Source organism: Streptomyces zagrosensis (genome assembly GCF_014203645.1).
Lineage (GTDB): Bacteria > Actinomycetota > Actinomycetes > Streptomycetales > Streptomycetaceae > Streptomyces > Streptomyces zagrosensis.
Window position 1 is genome coordinate 493709 of the sequence record NZ_JACHJL010000002.1, and the last position, 23544, is coordinate 517252.

Annotated in this window: 21 protein-coding genes; 12 read left to right on the plus strand and 9 right to left on the minus strand. The window is 68.0% G+C overall.

What is annotated here, in order from left to right; translation table 11 throughout:
- The first annotated feature begins 191 nt into the window (after positions 1-191).
- Positions 192-1583, plus strand: a complete 1392-nt coding sequence (locus FHS42_RS05715; RefSeq protein WP_184569406.1) for an SGNH/GDSL hydrolase family protein — start codon at positions 192-194, stop codon at positions 1581-1583.
- Positions 1584-1939: 356 nt separating this feature from the next.
- On the opposite strand, the gene FHS42_RS05720 is transcribed toward FHS42_RS05715, so the two are convergent.
- Complete coding sequence (locus FHS42_RS05720; RefSeq protein ID WP_184569407.1) at positions 1940-2416, minus strand: GNAT family N-acetyltransferase; 477 nt, start codon at positions 2414-2416, stop codon at positions 1940-1942.
- A 21-nt stretch (positions 2417-2437) separates the two neighbouring features.
- Positions 2438-2923 (minus strand): MarR family winged helix-turn-helix transcriptional regulator, encoded by a 486-nt coding sequence (locus FHS42_RS36135; protein WP_221476184.1) that lies wholly within the window; start codon positions 2921-2923, stop codon positions 2438-2440.
- Positions 2924-3348: 425 nt separating this feature from the next.
- On the opposite strand from FHS42_RS36135, the gene FHS42_RS05730 reads away from it, so the two are divergent.
- From FHS42_RS05730 to FHS42_RS36610, 4 genes are all read left to right on the plus strand, one after another.
- Complete coding sequence (locus tag FHS42_RS05730; RefSeq protein WP_184569409.1) at positions 3349-4635, plus strand: MFS transporter; 1287 nt, start codon at positions 3349-3351, stop codon at positions 4633-4635.
- A gap of 197 nt (positions 4636-4832) precedes the next feature.
- Positions 4833-5465, plus strand: coding sequence for an HAD family hydrolase (locus tag FHS42_RS05735; RefSeq protein ID WP_184569410.1), 633 nt, complete (start codon positions 4833-4835; stop codon positions 5463-5465).
- A gap of 1441 nt (positions 5466-6906) precedes the next feature.
- On the plus strand, positions 6907-8439 hold the full coding sequence (locus tag FHS42_RS05740; protein ID WP_246494330.1) for a globin domain-containing protein: 1533 nt from the start codon (positions 6907-6909) through the stop codon (positions 8437-8439).
- Positions 8440-8525: 86 nt separating this feature from the next.
- Entirely contained in the window at positions 8526-9806 is a 1281-nt protein-coding gene (locus FHS42_RS36610; protein ID WP_246494215.1) for a pyridoxamine 5'-phosphate oxidase family protein, read from the plus strand.
- Positions 9807-9886: 80 nt separating this feature from the next.
- Here FHS42_RS36610 and FHS42_RS05750 read toward each other — a convergent pair whose 3' ends face one another.
- The 4 genes from FHS42_RS05750 to FHS42_RS05765 form a co-directional block, all read right to left on the minus strand.
- Entirely contained in the window at positions 9887-10411 is a 525-nt protein-coding gene (locus tag FHS42_RS05750; RefSeq protein ID WP_184569411.1) for an NUDIX domain-containing protein, read from the minus strand.
- Positions 10412-10764: 353 nt separating this feature from the next.
- Positions 10765-11670 carry a LysR family transcriptional regulator gene (locus FHS42_RS05755; RefSeq protein WP_184569412.1) on the minus strand — a complete coding sequence of 302 codons (906 nt, stop codon included), beginning with the start codon at positions 11668-11670 and terminating at the stop codon, positions 10765-10767.
- A gap of 491 nt (positions 11671-12161) precedes the next feature.
- Entirely contained in the window at positions 12162-13418 is a 1257-nt protein-coding gene (locus FHS42_RS05760) for a cystathionine gamma-lyase (protein ID WP_184569413.1), read from the minus strand.
- Positions 13419-13523: 105 nt separating this feature from the next.
- Positions 13524-13901, minus strand: coding sequence for a phage holin family protein (locus FHS42_RS05765; RefSeq protein ID WP_184569414.1), 378 nt, complete (start codon positions 13899-13901; stop codon positions 13524-13526).
- 43 nt (positions 13902-13944) lie between these two features.
- Here FHS42_RS05765 and FHS42_RS05770 point away from each other — a divergent pair, with 43 nt between their 5' ends.
- The 3 genes from FHS42_RS05770 to FHS42_RS05785 all read left to right on the plus strand — a co-directional run bounded on the left by FHS42_RS05770 (position 13945) and on the right by FHS42_RS05785 (position 16017).
- Positions 13945-14262: a cupin domain-containing protein gene (locus FHS42_RS05770; protein ID WP_184569788.1), complete on the plus strand. Its 318-nt coding sequence runs from the start codon at positions 13945-13947 to the stop codon at positions 14260-14262.
- A 233-nt stretch (positions 14263-14495) separates the two neighbouring features.
- Positions 14496-14735, plus strand: a complete 240-nt coding sequence (locus FHS42_RS36615) for a DUF5326 family protein (protein WP_184569415.1) — start codon at positions 14496-14498, stop codon at positions 14733-14735.
- Between the two features lie 844 nt (positions 14736-15579).
- Positions 15580-16017 (plus strand): SsgA family sporulation/cell division regulator, encoded by a 438-nt coding sequence (locus tag FHS42_RS05785; protein ID WP_184569417.1) that lies wholly within the window; start codon positions 15580-15582, stop codon positions 16015-16017.
- 295 nt (positions 16018-16312) lie between these two features.
- Here the strand turns inward: FHS42_RS05785 and FHS42_RS05790 are convergent, their stop codons facing one another.
- Complete coding sequence (locus FHS42_RS05790; RefSeq protein ID WP_246494216.1) at positions 16313-18118, minus strand: YibE/F family protein; 1806 nt, start codon at positions 18116-18118, stop codon at positions 16313-16315.
- A gap of 211 nt (positions 18119-18329) precedes the next feature.
- On the opposite strand from FHS42_RS05790, the gene thiC reads away from it, so the two are divergent.
- The 4 genes from thiC to FHS42_RS38095 all read left to right on the plus strand — a co-directional run bounded on the left by thiC (position 18330) and on the right by FHS42_RS38095 (position 21052).
- Entirely contained in the window at positions 18330-20120 is a 1791-nt protein-coding gene (thiC, locus tag FHS42_RS05795) for a phosphomethylpyrimidine synthase ThiC (RefSeq protein WP_221476111.1), read from the plus strand.
- Between the two features lie 124 nt (positions 20121-20244).
- The gene (locus FHS42_RS05800; RefSeq protein WP_184569418.1) at positions 20245-20466 is read left to right on the plus strand and encodes a type II toxin-antitoxin system VapB family antitoxin; all 222 of its coding nucleotides are present in this window, start codon (positions 20245-20247) and stop codon (positions 20464-20466) included.
- Positions 20463-20882 (plus strand): PIN domain-containing protein, encoded by a 420-nt coding sequence (locus tag FHS42_RS05805; protein WP_184569419.1) that lies wholly within the window; start codon positions 20463-20465, stop codon positions 20880-20882. The genes FHS42_RS05800 and FHS42_RS05805 overlap by 4 nt, the downstream gene beginning before the upstream one ends.
- 35 nt (positions 20883-20917) lie before the next feature.
- Complete coding sequence (locus tag FHS42_RS38095) at positions 20918-21052, plus strand: hypothetical protein (protein WP_281392697.1); 135 nt, start codon at positions 20918-20920, stop codon at positions 21050-21052.
- Positions 21053-21168: 116 nt separating this feature from the next.
- On the opposite strand, the gene FHS42_RS05810 is transcribed toward FHS42_RS38095, so the two are convergent.
- Together FHS42_RS05810 and FHS42_RS05815 are read right to left on the minus strand one after the other, a co-directional pair.
- Entirely contained in the window at positions 21169-22062 is an 894-nt protein-coding gene (locus FHS42_RS05810; RefSeq protein WP_184569420.1) for a hypothetical protein, read from the minus strand.
- A 188-nt stretch (positions 22063-22250) separates the two neighbouring features.
- Positions 22251-23429, minus strand: a complete 1179-nt coding sequence (locus tag FHS42_RS05815; protein WP_246494218.1) for a metallophosphoesterase — start codon at positions 23427-23429, stop codon at positions 22251-22253.
- Positions 23430-23544: the final 115 nt, after the last annotated feature.

A 23544-nucleotide genomic window follows, 5' to 3' on the forward strand; every position in this document is an offset into this window, starting at 1 on the left:
CAAGCCTGCCCCTGTCATTGGTACGCACCGCGTGTGTACGCACGGCATGCCTACGCACAGTCGATGGCTGGGTGCGGATGAGAACAAGCCGCACGCTGTTCTCAGCCAGCCCGCGACCGCTGCGGCCACCCGGCCGCCAGCGCGTCTCGGCCTCAACGCCGCACCTCACCCAGCACATCAGGAGAACAGCCATGCCTTCCGCCCCGCTGCGACTCGCCACCTCGCTCGTCGCGCTCACCGCCGTACTCGCCGCATCCGGTGCCGTCAGTGCGCACTCCCGTACCGGAACCACCGACGGCACGGCAGCCGGTGCGAGCACCTTCGCCGACGCGAGCGATACGGACCGGCACCGAGCAAAAACGAACTGGTCAGCGGGGTGGGCCGCCCCCGTGCAACGCCCCAGCACAGGGTTTGAGGAAAACTGGGCCGAAACCGGCTTCGCCCATCAGACGGTGCGCCAGGTCGTACGGGTCACCGGCAGCGGCACGGCGGCCCGGATCAAGCTATCCAACCGCTACGGCGACCAGCCCCTGAAGATCTCCGGGGCGACCATTGCGCGCAGTGCCGGTGGCGCGTCCGTAAGGCCACACACCGTGCGGAAGCTGACGTTCGGCGACCGCTCGACGGTAACGATTCCGGCCGGTGGCCAACGCGCCAGCGATGCAGCTCCGTTGGGTGTGGAGCAGTTCGACTCGGTGACCGTCACGCTGTATTTCGCCGAGCCGACCGGGCCCGCGACGTTCCATTCGCAGGCATACGCCAAGAGCTACCGCGCTGAGGGCGATCACCGCAAAGACCGCGCCGACTATGCGTTCAGCGCGCACACCAACTCCTGGTACTACCTGTCCGATGTTGAACTGAGTAGTCGTCCGGCGGGGGCAGCCGGGGGCGCGAGTGGCCCGTCCGGCAACGGCTCGAAGGACGGTGACGGAGCGAAAGCGGGCCGTCGCGACACCGTGGTCGCCTTTGGCGACTCGATCACCGATGGTTACGGCTCCACCGGGGACGCCAACAACCGCTACCCGGACCAGCTTGCGGAGCGGCTGGCGGCGGCCGGTACTCCGCGCCCGGTCCTCAACTCCGGAATTGGCGGAAACCTGCTGCTCAACGACTCGGCCTGGTACGGCGATCGAGCCGCTGACCGGTTTGACCGAGACGTGCTGGACAAGCCGGGGGTGCGTTCGGTGATCGTCTTTGAGGGCCTGAACGACATCGGCTTCAGCGAGGTGGACCTGCCCACCTATAAGCCGAATCCGCAACTTTCCGCCGATGACTTGATCGCCGGCTATCGCGAACTGATCACCCGCGCCCATGCGCGCGGTGTGCGGGTCGTCGGGGCGACGATCCTGCCCTTCAAGGGAGCGGAGTACCACACGCCGCGCGCCGAGCAGAAGCGCCAGCAGATCAACGAGTGGATTCGTACCTCGGGCGAGTTCGACGCATATGCCGACTTCGCCAAGGCGGTGGAGTCCCCCGGCGACTCGTTGGCGCTCAACCCCGCGTACGACAGCGGTGACCACAAGCACCCGAACGACGCGGGGTACAAGGCGATGGCCGCAGCGATCGACCTTGACACGATCTGACCGCTCGCGACCACCACGGTGTGGGTGTGGGTGTGGGTGTGGGTGTGGGTGCGGGTGCGGGTGCGGGTGCGGGTGCGGGTCTGGGGCTGGGGCTGGGTGTGGTTTGTTGCCCGGGCTGGGCCGCTTGGCCGTTCACCGCCAGCCCTTGGCTGCCCTGCCGGTTGCTTACTCCCGCTGCCTCCGCCACCTCGTACGCCTCGCCCACGGCACCACCTAGCAACCACCAGCCGAGCGCGCCCCGATGACCTCGGGGCGCGCTCGGCCGCGGTGTGTGTAGGGGGAACTCGGCTGCGGCTGCGGCCGTGACTGTGCCTGCGGTAGCGGCTATGGGCCTCGTACGGTGCTGTCGCCGCAGGTCAGAGCTGAAGTTTGAAGCCCAGGTGGGATGCCTCAAAGCCCAGCCGCTCATAGAAGCGGTGCGCGTCGATCCGCGTGGCGTCCGAGGTGAGTTGCACCAACTGGCAGCCCGCGCGGCGCGATTCGTCGATGGCCCACTCGATCAGCTGCGTGCCGAGCCCGCTGCCGCGCTCGTCAGAGTGGACGCGCACCCCCTCAATGATCGAGCGGGTGGCGCCGCGTCGTGACAGACCGGGGACGAGGGTCAGTTGCAGTGTGCCCACGAGGTGACCGTCGCGGACGGCTGCAATGAGCCGTTGGTTCGGATCGGTGGCGAGCCGGTCGAAGGCCGCACGGTACGGAGCGAGGTCGTTCGGCGACTCACGCACCGCGCCGAGCGCATCGTCGGCCAGCATCGCCACGATGGCGGGAAGGTCCTCCACCCGAGCCTGTCGAAAGGCGACGTCCGTCACCCCAGGCTTCTCGAAATCGCTCATGATCCGGAGGCTACGCCTCGGTCATGAGGGCCTCGACGTCGGCCCCAAAGTACGGACAGCCGTGACCAAAGGTGCCAATTCGGGGCGTTGGGCGGCATCGTGCAGGGCTTCGCGAAGCGCGATGTCATGCACGGGGCGCGCCCTCTCCAGCAGTTTCCGGCCATCGGCGCTGACATTCGTGTAGATGCCCCTGCGGTCGGTCGGGCAGAGATAGCGGATCAAAAGGCCGCGGTCCTCCAGCCGGCTGACCAGGCGAGTCGTGGCGCTCTGGCTCAACACGACGACATCGGCGAGCTGGTTCATGCGCAGATGGCCACCTTCACCGTCGTGCTGGTCGCTCAGCACATCGAGCACCGAGTATTCCCGCACGCTCAGCTCTGCCTCGGCCTCAAGGGCACGTTCTATGTGCGCCTCCAGGCGGCTGTGGAGCGCGGACAGGGCGCACCAACCATGGGCGAGAGCGCGTCCAGGCTTCGGCGCTTCGGCGTTCGGCTCTTGCTCCGACAGATCCGGCGCATTCAACGGGCCTGTCTGATCCGGCTGGTTCGACTGGTTTCGCTGATTCGACTGGTCTGGCCGCCGGTCCGGCTGGTCTGACTGGTCCGACCGAACTGGCCGGTCAGGCTGGTCTGCCGACTCGTCGGGCGTCGGCGCTGGGCTGGGGGGCGGGGCTCCGACGCGGGGTGGGGTCGGACGCTGCTGGGTGGCCGGGTCATAAGGCTGCTTCCGCTCTTGGCGCTGGGCTTCACCCTGGTCAGCGGCCTGTCGGTGGTCCGTGGCCGAGTCGAGCTGCTGTGCCATGAGACGCCCCCTTCGGTGTCGTACACACCAGGATAGGTCACCGGCGAAATAGTCGGCGCTTGCGTATATCCCGCGTCTGCAATTATTGTGTGAGCAGGTATCCGTCGTGCACAATGTTCAGGGGGGCCGTCATGCCGCTTGCACTCGTCGCTTTGGCTATCGGTGCATTTGGTATCGGAACGACCGAATTCGTGATCATGGGGTTGCTTCCGGAGGTATCGGATGCCTTTGGAGTGTCGATCCCGACCGCGGGCTTCGCGGTCACTGGCTATGCCCTGGGCGTCGTCGTAGGGGCCCCGTTCATGACGGCGCTCGGCACCAGACTGACCCGCAAACAGATGCTGATGATGTTGATGGCGCTGTTCATCGCCGGCAACCTGCTCACGGCGCTGGCCCCCACGTTCGGAGTGCTGCTCCTGGGGCGCGTGCTCGCCTCGTTCACGCACGGTGCCTTCTTCGGTGTCGGCTCCGTGGTCGCCGCTGACCTGGTCGCCCCGAACAAGCGGGCCGGCGCCATCTCCAGCATGTTCACCGGCTTGACGCTCGCCAATGTCATCGGCGCTCCGCCCGGCACGTTGATCGGCCAGCATGCGGGCTGGCGCGTCACCTTCTTCATCGTCGCTGCGCTCGGCGTGCTGGGGCTGCTCGGTATCACCAAGCTCATCCCGGCCCGCCCGGAGCCCGCCGCGGCGCGGTTGAGTACGGAGTTCGGCGCCTTCCGTAACCCGCAGGTCTGGCTGGCCATGGCGATGACGGTGCTGGGGTTCGGTGGCGTCTTCGCGGCCATCACCTACATCACGCCGATGATGACCGAGACCGCGGGCTTCGCCGAGTCCAGCGTGATGTGGCTGCTGGCGCTGTTCGGGGTCGGCATGGTCATGGGAAACGTGATCGGTGGCCGATATGCCGACCGCTACGCGATGCCGCTGCTGTACGTGAGTCTCACCGGGCTCGCCATAGTGCTGGGGCTCTTCACCTTCACGGCCCATAACAAGATCACCGCGGCGATCACTCTCATGCTTATCGGGCTCTTCGGGTTCGCGACGGTACCGCCCCTCCAAAAGCGTGTGATGGACCAGGCTTCGGCCGCCCCGACCATTGCGTCGGCCGCCAACATCGCCGCCTTCAACCTGGGGAACGCACTCGCCGCGTGGCTCGGTGGCCTGGTCATATCCGCCGGCTTTGGATACACCGCGCCCAATGTGGTCGGTGTAGGGCTCGCGATATCCGCCCTTGGCGTCGCCGCCTTCTCGGCTTGGCTGGAGCGCCGCCAGGGAACCGCGGGCGGACGGGAGGGCCGGGTCATTGCGGCGGGCGGTCCGGCGGCGGATGCGGTGAGCAAGGTAGCGACTGGGGCCGCGGCGCAGACCCCAACAGCCGACAGTGGGCATCAGCCGGCCGCCGACCTCACCACCTGACGCCCCGCCGGTCCCGGTGACCTCTAACCGGGCCGTCAGGCACCAGGGCTTGAGCGCGGAGACGTGGTAGCACCAAAACCTTCGCCGGTTACAGCCCGCCCGGCGTGAGCGCAGTCCCAAGAGCAAGCCCGAGTGGCCCACCGGGGCAACACACCAGCCACGTCACCAGAGCAGCTGGCCCCCTACCCTCGGCAGACATGACCAGACTCCATCTGTTCGACCTGGACGGGACCCTGATCTATGGATCGGCTGCTCCTGTGGAGATATCCCGGCAACTAGGCCTTGAGCGGGAGATCACCGAGTTGGAGCGGGCGTTCGCGCGGCAGGCGTTGGCGCCGCAGGACTTCGCGCTGCGAGTTCGCGAACTGTGGTCGGAGCTCACCGAGCAGCAGGTGGCGGACGCATTCGAGGGGGCTCCCTGGCTGGCCGGGATACGGGAGGTGTGGACGGACATCACGGGGCGCGGCGAGCACTGCGCGGTGATCTCGCTCTCCCCGGACTTCTTCGTACGGCGGCTGTTGGAGTGGGGCGCGCACGCCACCTACGGGTCACGCTTTCCAGCCGTTCCGTTCCGGGAGCCGGTGAGGCCGGACGGCATCCTCAACCCGGCGGCGAAGGTGAAGATCGCGGATGAACTATGTGAAAAGTTTGGGGTGACGCGGTCGGAGTGTGTGGCGTATGGCGACTCCATGTCGGACGTAGACCTCTTCGCCGTGCTCCCGACGTCGGTTGCCGTCAACGCTGACCAGCACGTGAACGGACTCGCCTCATATGCGTATGTGGGGCGCGACCTTCGGGCGGCGTACGAATTGACCAACAAGCGCCGGTGATTGCATCGATAAGAAGGCCATAAAAGTCAGCGCACACGGGACTTGTGCATTTATCCGGGGCGGGTATGGTCAACCCCGTTCGAACACAGGAACGCCATCGACGCTGCCGCTGGGCACACCCGTGAACTCAGCCTATCGGGAACGGAAGTGCTGGTATGGGGAGTTCTCACTATTGCTCCAGGTTGCGTGCGAAGGCGACACACTGACGGACGAAGAGCTCCGCACCAGGGCGTACGCGCCATGGAAATGATGTGAGCGGTGAGAGCCGTGTGCGAGGCCATGGGCACATCACGCGGTGGCGCGTAAGAGCCGGGGGCGATGCGTACCGTCAGTCGGTGTGGGAACCGGTCTCTGCATGGGTGCGTGAGGTGCCCAAGAGGGCGAAATGGCGGCGGGCGCCGCGACCTGCCAGACGAACGGTGAGTCGTTGCATGAGTGACGTGTCGCCGGAAAGAAGGGAACCGGGGAGGGGGAAGGGTCGCGGGTGAGCAAGGCGTGTGATGTGCCCTCCTGTTCACCGGTAGGTGCGGGCGGTGCGCAAGGCGCCAGCGGTCCAGACTGCGAGGCGCCAGCGGTCCAGGCGTGCAGCGGCTGAGGCTAGGGCTAACGGTGGCTCGGGCTCGCAGCGACTCGAACTGACAGCGACACGGAGTGGCAGTGACGCAGACCAACAGTGACGAAGACTGGTGAAGTCCGGCAGAGAGATGTTCGAGGCGAGGCAACCATGAACGCTCCGACCACCACGTCAGCCGACGACAACGAGCCCGGTGGTCCTGGCGACGGCCATGACGAGAACCGTGAACGAGGCTGGTTCACTCCGAGCAAGCAGAGCACCGACGCACGGCCGCGGAACCAAGACGGCACGGAGGCTATGGAGGCTGAAGGCGCGGCCGGGGTTGAAGGTGCGGATGGGTCCGTAGTTGCGGCAGGGGGCGCAGGTGCGATGGGGGGCGTTGCCGGCGGCGCGGGTAGTCGTGCTGTGGCTCGGGGGGCAGCGCGTTCCGGCGAAACCGGGCGGCTGCCCAGCCGTCCGGTGGCGGCGATCAGACCGGTGGGGCGAGGCCTGGGCCGTACCACCGCGCCGCTACCTCATGCCGCGCGACCCACCGCCCCCGAAACGCGTGACCGCGCTCGGGCGCAGCCCCAGCAGCGGGAGCGGGACCGTTCCCAGCAGCGCGCCCTGGAGTGCGCCCCGGAACAGGTACCGGAGCACAGCGGCTCCGAACAGGCACCGGAGCGCGGCCAGGAACAAACGCGGGGGCGCGGCCGAGAAGGCCGTGCAGAGGTTCAGCGCGAGGAACACGTCACGGAACCCCGCCAGGAGCATTCTCCGGGACTGACACGGGAGTTGGGGTACGAGGGTTCGGCCGCGGGGCAGCAGGAGGAGGAGCACCGGCGTCCCGCTGAGCCGCGCGATCATCGAGTGATCGCCGCGGCGGCGATGAGCCCCGCACGCGTTGTACCTGCACTTAGCCCCGCCCCTGCAACCGGCCGGGGAGCCGCGCACCCGACCAAGTCTGCCGGCTACCCCGCGGCTCCGGCCGCGCCCCAGGACGCTCATCCGACTGCGCACCCGACCGGGTACCCGGCCCGTACGTCCTCTGCCGCTCTTGTGGCTCCCTTCCGGGAGGTCCGCGATCCTGGAGGCTCCGGTACAACGGCCCCGCGCAGCGTCAGCACCGAAGCCGGCCACGATCGCGATCTCAGCCTCGGTGCCGGCCCCCATTTCGATCTCAGGCTCAGTCCCGACCCCGGCCCAGCCCCCCATTCCGGCTCGCGGTCCAACGACGGGGGGCGCGATAGCGGGCCCGGCCAGAAGAGCGCGTTCGCTGACCTGCCCGAGAGCTCATCGGCCGATACGCAGCTCATCCGGCGCACCCTGGCCGAGATTGAGCCGATATCCGACAAGGTCACCTCGTACTTCTACGCATTGCTCTTCGTACGCCACCCTCATTTGCGAGAGCTGTTTCCGGCTGCCATGGATGCGCAGCGGGATCGTCTGTTCAAGGCGCTGCTCACGGCTGCGCGGAAGGCAGATGAACCGGAGGTTCTCGATGAGTACCTCACCCATCTCGGGCAAGGGCACCGCAAGTACGGGACGTTGCCCGAGCACTATCCGGCGGTGGGCGAGAGTCTGCTCGGTGCGCTGGCCCGATACACGCCCGGGAGCTGGAGCGAGGCGACGGAAGCGGCGTGGGTGCGGGCGTACACCGTCATCTCGCAGGTGATGATCGATGCCGCGGCCGAGAACGAACAGTACGCGCCCGCCTGGTGGCAGGCCGAGATCGTGAGCCATGAGCTGCGCACGCCGGACATAGCCGTGGTCACGGTGCGCCCGGACCAGCCGTATCCGTTTTTGGCCGGGCAGTACACGAGCCTGGAGACGCCCTGGTGGCCGCGGGTGTGGCGGCACTATTCCTTTGCGTCGGCGCCGCGTTCGGACGGGCTGTTGTCGTTCCATGTCAAAGCCGTCCCGGCGGGCTGGGTCTCCTCCGCGCTGGTGCACCACGCCACTGCGGGAGATGTGATCAGGCTCGGTTCCCCCGCCGGTTCGATGGTGGTGGACCACGCGACCGACAGCGGGTTGCTGTGCCTCGGCGGGGGGACCGGTATTGCGCCGATCAAGGCGCTCGTCGAGGACGTCGCCGTGCACGGTCGGCAGCGTCCGGTCGAGGTCTTCTACGGCGCACGCAGCGATCACGACCTGTATGACATCGAGACCATGACGCGGCTTGAGCGCGAGCATCCCTGGCTCTCGGTGCGGTCCGTCATATCGGACGGACCCACCAGCGGACTGAGCGGACAACTACCGGATGCTGTACGGCAATACGGGCCATGGAATACGTACGACGCCTATCTCTCCGGACCGCCCGGGCTTATTCGTAGCGGGGTGAGCACTCTGCGCGGCATCGGGATTCCGTCCCACCGCATCCGTCACGACTCCCTTGAGGAGTTGGTAGGAGCGGCCAGGTAGGCGAGGCCGTTGGGTGCGGGCCGTGGGGCGCTGGGGGCGAAATGCCGGGGCGGGGAAGCACATGAGGAAACGGGACGGTGAAAGGCATGGAAACCGATCCGGAACGCACGGCTGATAACGCGGCCGGCGGTGGGTGGGGAGCAACGCGCGGCATGGGAGACGGCAACCGCCCGGGAGCTAGCGAGATGGTCGAAGACTGGGCCCGGGACCAGGCCGAACCGGTCCCCGGGAGCGATCAATCCGGACAGCGATGGGCCGGCGACGGAGAACGAAAGGTGCAGCACCGGCTTGGTACGAAGGAAAGAGCCGAGCGTTTCTACGGTGAGCAAGTGCTCGGCCACCTCAATGCGCCCATGCGGGAGTTCGTGCAGCGCCAGGAGATGTTTTTCCTGGCGTCCTCGGACGGAAACGGCGCATGCGATAGCACGTTCCGGGCCGGAACACCCGGGTTTCTTCAGGTGTTTGACGAGCGCACCATCGCTTATCCCGAATACCGGGGCAACGGGGTCTTTGCGAGCCTTGGGAATATCGAGGAGAACCCGCAGGTTGCCGTTCTCCTCGTGGATTTCCAGCACGACCGGGTCGGCCTGCACATCAACGGTCGGGCCCGTGTCATCGCGGATGAGGCCATGCGTGCCCAGCGTCCCTATCTGCCGATTGACCCGGTGCCGGGCCGCCGGCCCGTGGTGTGGGTCGAGATCACGGTCACAGAGGCGTACATCCACTGTGCCAAGCACATCCCGCATCTGACGAAGGTGCCGCGCACGCCGCACGGTGAGGGCCGGGCCTGGGGAACAGACGACAACAGGCGCAAGGGCGGCGACTACTTCGGCACCATCGCCGCGGCCCGCGATCGAGCCCGCGACGGTGATCACAACCGTGATCACGACTGTGACCGCGCCCCTGAACGCGATCGGCGCGGGGGCCCAGCCGCGGAGCGAAGCGAACCCCAGGCACCCACCCGCCCCCAGGTGAACGGTGCACGAGGCGGGCGACGGCGCCCTGACGAGAGCCAGGAAAGGGAACACGCGGTGTGGCGGGAAGCGGTGGAAAGCGTACTGGCGAGGGCTCGGCGCCCGGTGACCACCCCGGACGGTGAACGGGAGGCGTTTCGTGGCTGGTTCGTCGCCCAGTCGCGGTCAGCACCACAACCGTCGCCTCAGCCTCAGCCTCAGCCCCAGCGCCGGCCTCAGTCCCAGTCCCAGCCCCAGCCCCAGCGCCGGCCTCAGTCCCAGTCCCAGCCCCAGCCCCAGCGCCGGCCTCAGTCCCAGTCCCAGCCCCAGTCCCAGTCCCAGCCCGAGTTTCGCCCTCATCCGGTGGTCGCCGACTCGCCGCCGGAGCCGCACCGCAGCGTCGGGGCCCGATGAGTGGGCCCGGGCGCCGATCGGCGGCTGTTGGGTCGGTTCGGATAGCGGGACGTCGGCCGAGGTGCGGCGGGTTCGGCCCGTTAGCCGAGGTCGCCCGCGAGTAGCGCCCGTACGCCCTCGATGTTCGTGTCGAGGTAGTGGCGCAGCGACGGCGGCACCACGTCCACCGAAGCGACGCCTTCGCGGGTGAACGGCACTCGTACCACCTCATACTCGCCGCACGGCTCGTCCACCTCGGGGCCGTGCCGTTTGGTCAGGTCCATGGTGGCTAGCCGGCAGGCGAAAAAGTGCTGAACCTTGACGCCTCGATCGGGCACGACGTCCTCGGGGAGCCTGTCACGCGTCGCGTCGATCGGGACGGTATCCACGAAGGCGGGTACCACATCGGTCACTTTGGCGCCCAGTTCCTCATCCATTTCGCGGTGCAGGGCGTCGATGACGGTGGGGTCACCCGGTTCCACACCACCGCCAGGAGTGATCCAGTACGGATCTTCGCCGGGCTTGGTCCGCTTAATGAGGACGAGTTGGGGCGTGGTGTCCTCGCCACGGTCACCATCGAGCAGGATGGCACGGGCGGTGCGCTTGACCACTGGCCGTTCGGTCATAGGGGAGATCTGCCGCGCGTGGCGCCGCGCGAAACCCCGTCCGGCCTGGTACGGCGGCGCGCCCGAACGCCCCGGCGCGCACTCCGGGCCGCCAGCTCTGCCGCGCAAGGCGCCCCTTGGAGGCCCCGGAGTCGGCTCGTCCACCTGCCCCGCTCCTCCCGAGCCCGGCAAGCCCTGCAACCCCGTACGTAAGCCTCCCAGTCCGCTCAACGTCTGCCTGGCCACCCCCGGCCGTTTACCCGAACGCCCCCACCCCACCCGTCCGACGCCCCCACCCCCATCCGTCCGACACCTCCGCGCGCACCTCCGCGCACCCTCGCGCGCGCCCTATTGGGCTATACGAACCAGACCGGTCACCAATCGACGGCGGCGCGGAGCAGCCAGTCATGTGCTCGGGCGAGATGCGAGGCCAGGGTGCCGGTCCGTACGACCAGGAAGTAGGTGCGTAGCGGCGGCACGGGTGGTTCGAGGAGGGCCACCACCTCGCCCTTGTCCAGTGCCTCCATGCAGAGGTAGCGCGGTAGGACGGCGAGCCCCGAACCCGCCATCACACAGGCGAGCACCGCCCGTAGGTCGGGGGCGATGATGGTGCCGGATGCGGCGATCGGGGCGTCGAACACGGCCGCCCAGTACGAGGTGACCAGCGGCAGGCTTTCGTGTACCTCGATCACCGGCACCGGTTCGAGCGCCCGATGGAGTACGGCGGGGCCGCCGCTCGCCCGGAGCAGTGAGGTGCCGAGTCGGGCGGCCCACCGCGGGGCAGCGATCAGTACGTGTTCCTCATCGCACAGCGGTGTCGCGGTCAATAGCCGGCCGCGCGGTCTTGAGGTGGTGATGGCGAGGTCGTAGTGGCTGACGGACAGGCCGGTGAACAGCTCCTCCGCGGTCCCGAATGTGGTGCGCACCGCGAGCCCGTCGAGTACCAGCGGGGCCAGCGCGGGCAGCACGCGCAGCGTCGTGAACTCCGGCGGCCCGCCGAGGTGCAGAGTGCGTCGTGCGGTGATGTCCGCACTGTCGGACTCGGTGATCTCCAACAGGGCGTCGATGTGCGGGGCGGTCTTGTGCGCGAGTTCGTCGGCGGCGCTGGTCGGGGTGACGCCCCGGGCGCGGCGGATGAACAGGGGGCGACCCAACTGGCGTTCCAGTGACCGTATCTGGCCGGTGACGGCGGGTTGGGACAATCCGAGCAGGGTCGCCGCGCGCGTCAGGGACCCAGCTCGGTAGACCGCGATGAACGTGCGTAGCAGGGCTAAGTCCATCGATTCCCCTCAACATCAGATGCCCCACCGCTCATCAACTATAAATATGTCGATAGGTTCATGCCGCTAGGGTGATTGGACACTGACGCAGAGTCAACTAGCCTTATGCGCGCGGTTCGGTGAGCGTTGAACCGTGGCTGGCAGAGCCACGAGGGGGGAGGTTCTGCCAGCCTGCTTTTTTTGCGACCGTCGTAGATCCCTGCCGAGAGTCACCGCGGCTCCGGTGCCGGGAGCGCGGGCCGCATGGCCTTCGGGCCGCGACCGCCGCGCGAGTCCGTGTCGCGACTGCCGTGCCGCCCCGGTGCCGCAATCGTTGTCGCGACCTCCGTGCCGCACAGTGCCGGACGTCCCATGCCGACCTGCCCGCGCCGCGAACGGTTTCCACCGGCCTTGGCCTTGGCATTCGCCTTGCGACGGGGCAGCCGCGGCTTCGTACGGCGTTGCCCAGGCGCCCACCGCCAGGTCGTCGCCAGGTCGTCGCCAGGTCGTCGTTAGACCACGGCCTCGGCGAGTGCCGCGTCCAGCGCGTGTTGTACGTCCGCGATGAGGTCCTCCGGATCTTCGACACCGACCGAGAAGCGGATAAAGCCCTCCGGAACGGCATCCCCGCCCCATCGTTCTCGACGCTCCGCGGTTGACCGTACGCCGCCGAAGCTCGTCGCGTCGTCCACAAGCCGCAGTGCGGCCAAAAACCGCTGTGCATATGCGCGATCCGACAGGGTGAAGGACACCACGCACCCATAGCGCCCCCGCCGCATCTGCCGCACCGCAACCTCGTGCGCGGGGTCCTGGGGCAACCCGGGATGGCGTACGTCGGTGACCTCGGGGCGGTCGAGCAGCATCCGGGCGAGGGCGAGCGCGTTGGACGCCTGCCGGTCCACGCGCAGCTGAAGCGTGGCCAGCGACCGATGGGCGAGCCATGCCTCCATCGGCCCCGGGATCGCACCCACGGTCTTACGCCAGGTGCGCACCTCCGCGGCGAGCGCCGGGTCGCGGCAGGTGACGTAGCCGAGTAGGAGATCGCCGTGGCCCGTGACGGCCTTGGTGCCGCTGGCCAACGAGAAGTCGGCGCCCAGCTCAAGTGGGCGCTGGCCGAGCGGGGTGGCCAGCGTGTTATCGACGGCCACCAGCGCGCCCCGCTCGTGTGCCGCCGCGGCGAGCCGGCGGATGTCGCAGACGTCGAGGCCGGGGTTGGAGGGTGTTTCCAGCCACAGCAACCGGGCCCCGTCGAGCAGGTCGAGTTGGGCGTCACCGCCGGTGGGCGCGGTGCGCACGGTGATGCCGTAACTGATGAGCCGGTCGCGCAGCGTGCGTAGCAGGTGGTAGCCGTCCGAAGGCAGCACCACCGTGTCGCCCTGCCGCAGTTGTGAGAACAGTACGGCCGACGTCGCCGCGGCACCGGAAGCGAAAACGACGCTCTCGGGCCGCGCCGGACCGTCTTGGGTCGGCGGCGCGGCGGGGCGGGGTTCGGCGGGGTCGAAATCGGCTGGGCACTCCAGCTCGGTGATCGCGCGCTCAAGGAGTGACCAGGTCGGATTGGCCTCACGGCCGTAGGTGTACGGGCCGTCCAGCGGGTCGGCGTCGCCGGGTAGATGGAAGTGGGCCGCGAAGACGGGGCCCGGCAGTGTCGGTTCGTACGCCGCAGGCGCGGGCAGCCCGGCCCGCACCGCACGGGTGCCGTCGCCGGCTGCCCCAAGGCTTCGAGCGCCGTCGCCTGCTGCCTCCGAGCCCTGTGGTCGCTGGTTCATCGCACCCTCCAGTTGCGTCCGCGGGGGTACGCCGCCGGCCCGCCCGCCGTACCCGCGCTCGTTGCCGCGCGGTCAGCCGCGCGCCCTTCCGCATGTGTCATGGGATCAATCCTTGTCCGGCAGGACCAGGTGCATGATCCAGGAGACGACGGAGATGATCAGTCCGCCGACCACCGCGGTCCCGAAGCCCTCCACCTGGAAGCTCAGGTCCGCCTTGTCGGCCAGCCACGAGGTCAGCAGCAGCATCAGGGCATTGATGACCAGCGTGATCAGACCGAGGGTGAGGATGAACAGGGGAAGGGAGAGCAGCTTCACAACCGGCTTGACGACAAAGTTCACCAAGCCGAAGAGCAGCGCGACCAGAATCAAGGTGATCGTCTTGCGGCCGGTGTTCTCACCGGTCAAGGTGATGTCCTTGAGCAGCCATATGGCGACCGCGAGGGCGGCGGCGTTGGCGAGCGTCTTGATGATGAAATTCTTCATGGAAACGATCGTTGCAGATGACACGGCAAGGGGTGGAGAGGGCATGAAGGCGTTCCGGCTAGACGAGCTGGAGGCGGAGCGCGCCGCGAATGACGGCGCGTACCTACAGTTCCTGCGCGAGCGCAACATGTCCGTGGGGTTGTATGCGCTGGACGCGGGCAACACCGATCCGCAGCAACCGCATCGGCAAGACGAGGTGTATCTGGTGGTCAGCGGCCGGGCTGCGATCACGGTGGGAACCGAGACCACCGCGGTGGCGCGCGGTAGCGTCGTTTATGTGCCGGCCGGAGTTCCGCACAAGTTTCACCACATTACGGAGGACCTGCGGGTCATGGTCGTCTTCTCCCCGCCGGAGAGCTGACCCGACGCCGCGGTAGCCCATGCGCAGGCCCGCGGTAGCGAACCCGCAGGCCGTGGCAGCGGAACCCGCACATCGGGGCGACGCGACCCGTAGGGGATGGGTCAGGGGAGTACAAGGGCCACAACATCCCCATATGCCGGTGCGCCGCTCTAGCATCGGGACTGCGAGGGGGAGAGCAACGAAGCAGCCAGATCACGGGATCGAGCAGGGCAAGCAGAAAGCAGGGTGCCATCGTGGCCGCGAAGCGGATATTCCAGGGCCTTCCGTGGTGGGTGAAGTGGATCGCCGCACCCCTCCTGATCATCGCCGTGTTCAGTAGCCCCATCACCAGCGTCGTTGGTCTCGTCGCCTGGCTGCTGTTCCGGGCACTGCTTCTGGTCGCCATCATCGGTGGCCTGATCTACGCGGTGCGCAAATTCACCTCATCGTCGTCCTCGTCTTCGTTGTCTCGCTCCTCGCGCGACGATTGGTGAGCGCACCAACGCCCTGTGGCCCGACCCTCCTCATGCGTCGGCTGGCTCGGACCTGACCCAGTGCGCGGCAGGTGCTGAGCCAGCCCACTCGAAACTCGTACGCCGCTGAAAGCGCGACATGTTGCGGTCCGGTTCGAGCCCCAGCGGGACACGCGGGCCGGATGACGCAGCGGTGGCGAGGGTGGCCCCGTCCGGCAGGTGTCGCCCGTCCGCCTTCCGGCCAAGGCGGCGGTGCGGGCGCGTCACCAACACCGTTGCCGCGCTCGCCCACGAGCTGAGCGTGGCCGTCTACTTCGCCGTTTACCGTGCGGGTGAGGTCGAGGCGCTTGTTGCCGCCGACGCGCCCGGGGCGCAAGCGGTCGTGGAACGGGCCGACTTCCGGGAGGCCGCACACGCACACGTCATCGGTCAGTGCCTGCTGGCGCACCTCGATGAGGTGGAGTGCCGCGACCACTTCGCCCGCTGTCCCATGCGGCCCCGCGCCCCGAACTCAGGCTCTCACGAGGCGGATTTCCGGCGTCGGCTCGCCGCAAGGCGGCGTTTTCAGCCGGTCTGTGAGCAGGGGAAGTATGCGCCCGGCACACTCTGTGTCGCCTTCCCCGCACCCGCCGCCTACGCCACAGCGACCTTGGCGGTTTCCGCACCCTCAGACAAAGCGGAACGGCTCCGTCCCGCTGTCAATTCGCTACGCTCCAGAGTCGGAGCGCTCATCAGCTCTCTGTCGTTCTCTATCAGTATCTGAAAACTCACTCCTTGTGATCCGCCAAGCGTTGGCGGACGATGGCGTCAAGAGGGCCAGGAGGGCTTAAACCTGGCCATTCCTACCGACTCGGGGCGGCGAACGATGCGTGACACAGTCCAGGCAGAGGTGACGATGACCTTCTTCGTCTCGGAGGAGCTCTCCTTCCGCATTCCGGTCGAGCTCGGGTACGACAAGGCCGACCCGTACGCGGTGCAGTTCACCTTCCACCTTCCCGGCGATGCTCCCGTGAGCTGGGCGTTTGCCCGGGAGTTGTTGCTCGACGGGCTCAGTGGGCCCACCGGTGAGGGCGATGTTCATATCTGCCCCGCCGGCCCAGAGGAGCTGGCGGATACGTTGATCCGGCTCCAAGTGGGCGCCGAGGGTGCCCTGTTCCGGGTGAGTGCAGCCCCATTGGTGGCCTTCTTGGATCGTACGGACCGATTGGTCCCGGTCGGCTCCGAGGAGGAGGCGAGCGATTCTGCTAGCAGCCTGGACGCGGTGCTGGACCGCATCCTGGCGGAGGACCGCTACGCAGGGTAAGAACGTGCCGCCCACGGCGCGTTGCCTGGACGTTTTTACGCGCACGTCGCGGCGCTTTGCGCGCACGTCGCGGCGCCCGACGCGCTGACGCGGCCCGGGCACCTGGCCTCGCCGCCCGTTGCAGCGGGCCCCTGGCCCGCCTGGGCCTGGCCTTGTTCCGCCCCGGCTCACTCAGCGCCATGCCCTGGCTCACTCAGCGCCATGCCCTGGCTCGCTCTGTGCCGTGCTTCGCTTCGCTCTGTGCCGTGCTTCGCTTCGCTCTGTGCCTTGCCTCGCTGCGCTCAGCGTCGCCTTTTCACTTCGCCCGGCGTCGTCGTCCGCTGCCGCGTCCCGGTAGGCCCGCCCTGCGCCCCGCCGCGGTGCTCGTGGCTCGGCTCGTGCCGGTGGCCGGTCCGGCCTCGGGTTCGCCGGACGGCTGCTGCTCTGCCGTCAGCGGGCCGGACTCGGTCCACTGCCCCGCTCCCGCTCCCGTGCCGGCGGCGCCGACCGCCCCGGCCGGAGCGGGCGTACTCGCAGCCCCCGGGCGTGACCGGTCGGCCGAGACCACCAGCGCCGCGAGTGCGGTGGTCACCGGGACCGAGGCCACCAGGCCGATGCTGCCGACCAAGGTTCGTACGATCTCCTCCGCGACGATTTCGCTGGTCGCCACCGTGCTCACCCCGCTGTCCGCGATGGAAAACAGCAGCAGTAGCGGCAGTGCGGCACCCGCGTAGGCGAGCACCAGGGTGTTCACCACCGAAGCGATGTGGTCTCGGCCGATGCGCATGGCCGCCGCGTACAGCGTGCGCCAATGCGCCGATGGGTCGGCCGCCTTGAGCTCCCACACCGCCGAGGTTTGGGTGACCGTCACATCGTCAAGGACGCCGAGTGAGCCAATGATGACCCCGGCGAGCAGCAGGCCCTCGATCTCGATGTCGGGGTAAAGGCCGTGCACCAGGCCGGTCTGGTCGTCGGTGTTGCCGGTCAGATGTGCCCACCCGATGAACAGCGAGCCAAGCAGGCCGATCAGCAGCAGGGAGATCAGCGTGCCGACCACCGCTACCGAGGTTCTGGCCGTGAGGCCGTGGCACAGGTACAGCGCGATCAACATGATGGCGCTGCCCCCGATCACCGCCACGACCAGCGGGTTCGAACCTTGCAGGACCGCAGGCAGGATGAAGAGTGTCAGCACGCCGAAGCTGATCGCGAGAGCCACCAGCGCGAAGACGCCGCGCATCCGCCCCACCGCGACCACGACCAGTGCGAAGAGCCCCGCCAACAGCATCATCGGCAGTTTCCGATCGACATCGGAGACCGAGTATTGAAGGTTTTTCGGTGCTTTGGGGGCGTACGCGAGGAGGAGTTTTTGGTCCTTCTCGTACTGCCGGGATTGCGTTGGCTGCACGATCTCGGTGAATCGGCGGCCCTTGTCCTTGCCCGACGTCACCTCGATTGTCGCCTTTTTGCAGGGGTCATCCTTGGCCGCGGGCGCCGGCTCTGTGCCGCCCGGTTGCTCGCCCGGCGGTGGTTGCTGCGCCGGCGGCAGGGCGCCCACGTCGGCGCATCGCACCGTGTCGAGCTGCACCACCCGGCCCGACTCGGTTTTCTGGTCGAATCCGAGTCCCGACTGGCCCTCGTGCCCGGGGGCGCCACCCGGCCACAACACGATCAGCCCGGCGACGACGGCCACGCTGAACGGGATGAGCACCGCCGCGATGACCTTGCGCAGATGTGAGGAGACCGGGGCGGCGGGCCCGTGGCTGTGACTGTGCCCATGGCTGTGTACGTGACTGCCCCCTTGCCCGTGGCCATCGGCGCGGCCCTGGCCCTGGCCAGGACTGTGTCTGTGTCCCCGCCCCGGTCCCGGCCCGTGCCTGTGATCAGGTCCGCCGAGCTCGTCATCGCCGTCGCTGCCACCACCACCGCTGTCGCTGCCGTTGCCGCCCTCACCACCGTTGCCGGGTGGCCGCGGCGGTCCGGGGGGCTGCTGCGGGGGAGGTGGCTGCGGGTGGGGGTGGCCGGGTCCCTGCGGCTGCCCGGTGGCGGGCGGCGGGGTGGGGGCGTGCGGCTGCTCGGCGTGGGGTCCTGGCCGCCGCTCCGGCCCTGGCTCGGTGGGAGTCATGGTCCGATCATCGCAAGGCCCTCTGGTCCAATCCGTCTGGGAACCGCTAGCGTGGTGGCACCTTTGCAATCGCGGGAGCTCGGAGCACCGGGCTGAGAGGGCGCTGATCTCCGTACGAGACGACTGGCAGACGCCGGTGGTTCTGGACGGAAGCGGCTGCGCCGACCGCCGAACCTGTTACCGGGTAATGCCGGCGTAGGGAGTAGGTCTCATGACCTTTCAGGACGCACGCACGCCTGCCTCCGTTGAGGCTAGCGACACCGACGGCGAGTCACAGCGCATCGGATGGCATAAGGGCTATCTGGATGGCTCGCGCCCCGACCTGCGGGTTCCGGTGCGGCGAGTGCACCTCACCAACGGCCGGGACGTCACGCTGTACGACACATCCGGCCCGTACACCGACCCCACCATCGACACCGATGTGCGGCGCGGGCTGCCGCCGCTGCGCGAGAACTGGATCATTGGTCGCAGCGACACCGAGGAGTACGCGGGCCGCCCCCTGCGCCCCGAGGACGACGGCATCAAGCACACGTCGCCGCGCGGTGGGTTGAAGAACCTTGACGCGGTCTTCCCCGGCCGCCCTCGGCAGCCGCGCCGTGGGCGTGACGGACAGGCCGTCACCCAACTCGCGTACGCCAAGCGCGGCGATATTACGCCGGAGATGGAGTACGTCGCGCTGCGCGAGAACGTCTCCTCTGAGGTGGTCCGCGAGGAGATCGCCGCAGGTCGCGCGGTGATGCCCGTCAACGTCAACCACCCCGAGATCGAGCCGATGATCATCGGCAAGCGGTTCTTGGTCAAGGTCAACGCCAATATCGGCAACTCGGCCGTCACCTCCTCCATCGAGGAGGAGGTGGACAAGATGACCTGGGCGACCCGCTGGGGCGCGGACACGGTCATGGACCTGTCCACCGGCCGCAACATCCACACCACCCGCGAATGGGTGCTGCGCAACTCCCCCGTGCCGATTGGCACCGTCCCGCTCTACCAGGCCCTGGAGAAGGTCGATGGCCGGGCCGAGGAACTGACCTGGGAGATCTACAAGGACACCATCATTGAGCAGGCCGAACAGGGCGTTGACTACATGACGGTGCACGCGGGCGTGCTGCTGCGGTACGTGCCGCTCACCGCCCGCCGCAAGACCGGCATCGTCTCGCGCGGCGGCTCGATCATGGCGGCCTGGTGCCTGGCGCACCACAAGGAGAGCTTCCTCTACGAGAACTTCGAGGAGCTGTGCGACATCCTCGCGGCGTACGACGTCACGTTCTCCCTCGGTGATGGGCTGCGGCCAGGTTCCATCGCGGACGCCAACGACGAGGCGCAGTTCGCCGAGCTCAAGACGCTAGGTGAGCTGAACACCATCGCCAAGCGGCATCATGTGCAAACCATGATCGAGGGCCCGGGGCATGTCCCGATGCACAAGATCAAGGAGAACATCGACCTTCAGCAGGAGATCTGCGAGGAGGCGCCGTTCTACACCCTTGGCCCGCTGACCACCGATGTGGCACCCGCGTACGACCACATCACCTCGGGCATCGGCGCCGCGATGATCGCCTGGTGGGGCACGGCGATGCTGTGCTACGTCACGCCCAAGGAGCACCTGGGGCTGCCAGATCGCGACGATGTGAAGACCGGCGTCATCACGTACAAAATCGCCGCGCACGCGGCCGACCTGGCCAAGGGGCACCCGGGGGCCCAGGATTGGGATGACGCGCTGTCCGATGCGCGGTTTGAGTTCCGCTGGGAGGACCAGTTCAACCTAGCCCTCGACCCGGACACGGCGCGCGCCTTCCACGATGAGACGCTGCCAGCCGAGCCCGCCAAAACCGCACACTTCTGCTCGATGTGCGGCCCGAAGTTCTGCTCGATGAAGATCTCTCATGACATCCGTCGAGAGCACGGTGGTGCCATGGACGCCGCCGCGGCCGAGGCCGGGATGGCGGAGAAGTCTAAGGAGTTCGCCGCTGCGGGCAATCGGGTCTATCTGCCCATCGCCGACTGACCCACCCTCCCCCGAGCGCCGTCCCGACCCACCCGGGACGGCGCTCGGGCGCGTTCACGGGCCGGGATCGGGCGGTCGCTGTTATATTCAAGAGCGTTGTTGGTCTTATATAGTGGAGGAACATATGGGCGTGACGACCATCGACCTGGACGAAGACGCCCTCGCGAAGGCCCTTCGCTTCTCCGGGGGCGCGACCAAGAAAGAGGTGGTGAACGAGGCCCTGCGCGAGTACGCCGAGAGACACGAGCGGGCCGCCCGGCGGGCTCGGCACTTCCAGGCCGCTCAGGAGTGGGACTACGAGGGGTGGCAGCTGCTCCACGAGGCCGAGAAGCGGAGGGACGGATGATCCGCTACCTCGCGGACTCGACCGCCGTGTGGCGGCTGTTACGCGAAGAGCACCTGAACGACGCGTGGGGTGAGGACATCGATCTCCGTGTCATCGGCTCGTGTGCTCCCCAGCGCACTGAGTTCCGGCGTTCCGCCCGCAACCTCGCCCACTACGAGCAGATGGGCGAGATGTTCGCCGACCTGTATCCCGATGTGCCCCTGCCGAAGAACACGTGGGGCTGGATCGAGTCCGCCCAGTTCAGGCTCGCCCAGAGCGGTGGAGCTGTCCGGGCGCTGTCCACCGTCGATCTGATGATCTGCGCCACCGCGGCCCACCACGGGTTGATCGTGCTGCACGACGACAATGACTTCGCCACCGCTGCTGGGGTGCTGACCGACATCCTCCAACGCAGCGTCCGCGACGCTCCGCGCTAGCTCGTCGTGTGGTGCTTTCTACCATGTTCTGCTCGATGAAGATTTCCCATGACATCCGTCGAGAGCACGGTGGCGCCATGGACGCCGCCGCGGCCGAGGCCGGCATGGCGGAGAAGTCCAAGGAGTTCGCCGCTGCGGGCAATCGGGTCTATCTGCCCATCGCGGAGTAAGTCCGACGATTCGCTGAGGGCGTGTCAGTGGGCGCCTGAGGCGTAAGGACGGGCATGGAAGCGTCACGGGGGCGGGTGGTTGGCGGTGTGTGCCGTCATCCGCCCGCCCGGTTGCGCTAGTTCGATCGATGGTCCTGGCCGCCGAACTCCGGGCTGGAGAAGTCCGGGCTGCTGTAGCGCGGCCGGTTCGCCGTCTCGGAGTCACTGTCTCCCGGGCTGGTGAAGCCTGGTCGGCTGTAGCCCAAGTGGGGCGTGCGGCTGACCGGGTCCGAGCGCTTGGCCCGGTAGCCGGAAGAGGCGGGTGAGGCGCCTGGTGTGACGGCTGGTGGGATGGCGACGCTGTCCGGGTTCGCCAGTGCCTCGCTGAGGAAGGGCAATATGCCCCGCTCCAACAGGGCCTGATGCCAGGCTTCCCGCGCGCTATTGACCTCTTCAGTCCGGGTGCGGGGGCGCTGACCGCGTCCGTCACCGTTGTTGCGCAGGGCGGTGATCAGCAGCCCAACGGCGGCTATCAGGACGCCAACCGCGGCGCACGCCGCGAACACCCAGCCCGCCGTGACCAAGGGTTCGCCAACGGTCGCGTCCGGGGCGAACACCCGCAGGACGTAGCCGACGACGAGAAAGATCGCGGCAGCGGCGCCGGCAAGGACCGGTGCCAGCACCGCGAGCACGGCGACAAGGCCGGCACCGGAGCTGTCGGCGACGTCACCCATCGCTGTGGCCAGCGACAGCGTGCCACGATCCGCATCGCCTTCGTCTGCTGCGGACCGTGCGGCAGCCTGGGGCGTACGTAGTTCATCGCGTGCCTGGACATATCGTTCGTATTCCGCTGCTGCGCACGCCGAAATGGCAGCCGCTGCGCCGAGCGCCACGGTGCGCAGTTGTTGCTTACTGAGCCGCTGACCCACAGTGTTCAGGCCAGGGTGGTGGTCTGCCGTGCGCAGCGCCTCATCGAGAATGCGCTCAAAATCTGGGCGATCCTCGGTGAGTAGGTGTGGAGCGCTGTTCATGTATGCATCCCCCGATGCTCCGTAGGGCCTTGATGCCGGCTGTTACCGGTCACGGGCGGAAACGGAGGAGAGCCTGCTACGGATAAGCCGATGGTAGAGCCGTACCGGCACGGGGTAACAGAGGGTTTTCCGAAAACGCCCCGCGCGAGTGGAACTCCTATCTGCCCGCCTACCCGCCGACCGAACCCTCAATCACGCAAGGGAAAACGCACTACCAGCAGCTTTCCAGCCATGGTGACGCCGCCGTCCATGGCGATCGCGAGGTCGTCGGCGTACACATGCGGACCGTTGACGGCCGGCGCTCCGTCCTCGCCATCGGCGTCCTCGGCACCCACCTCACCGAGTAGATACGGGATCGGGCTGTGCCCGTGCACCAGGCGTTCGCCGCCGTAGGCGTCGAGGAGTTCGCGTACGGCCAACGCCCCGGCCTCGTCTCGGAAGGCGAAGCGCTTGGTGAACTTGCGGAACAAATCCCAGCATTCGTCCGCATCGCTGCGTTGCAGCGTCTCGGTGACGGTGTCGTTGACGGCCTCGATGGAATCGCCGTAATCGAGGTACGCGGTGGTGTCGGAGTGCAGCAGCAGATGGCCGTCTTCCTCGGCCATCGCATCCAGTCGGGACATCCACTGCAAGTGGTGGTCTTCGAGACGCTCCATGTCGGTGCGCTGCCCACCGTTGAGCAGCCAGGCTGCCTGGAAGGAGGCGGTGCCCGCACCGGACTGGACGGGAGTATCACCGAATCTCTTGGCGCCGAGCAACAGCAGTTCGTGGTTGCCCATCAGCGCCTTGCAGTAGCCGCCCGCGGCGGCGGCCTGCGCGGAAAGCTGCATGACCAGGTCGATGACGCCGATGCCGTCCGGGCCGCGGTCGGTGAAGTCGCCGAGGAACCACAGCCGGGTGTTGCCGGCGGCCCAGTTGGCCTCGGCGTCGATCAACCCCTGTTCGGCCAGTGCCGCGCGCAACTCATCGAGGTAGCCGTGCACATCGCCGACCACGAACAACGGGCCGAGGCCATCGGTTTCGGGCCGCGCGAGTACGGGGGCGGGCTCGGGCCCGAGCGCGTCGGCGAAGCCGGCCGTGGGCAGATCGGCGATGGTGCTCCCTGGCCCGACGCCCCGGGCGATGACGGGCAAGTCGCGCTCGGTCGGCGTGTACTCGGGGTCATCGTGCAACGGGTCGGCGGGGCCGGCATGACCTGCCATGCCCGCTGTCCCCGTGGTGCTCGTCGTGGTGTTGGTGCGGGGTGTGCCGATGGTGCCGAGCGTTCTGCTGGTACTGGGCGTGTTGCCGGTGCCAGCCGTGCCAAGCGCGCTGCTGGTCGCGCCGGCGGGGGCTGCCGGGGCTCGGTAGCCATCGGGCGCTGCCATCCGCGCGTCGGGCCCCGTGCTGGTCGGCTGCCGCTGCCCAGGCACGGTAGCTGCGCCGGGGGCGTACGACTGCGGGTGGGACGGCTGACGGGTGGCCGACTGCGACGCGGACGGC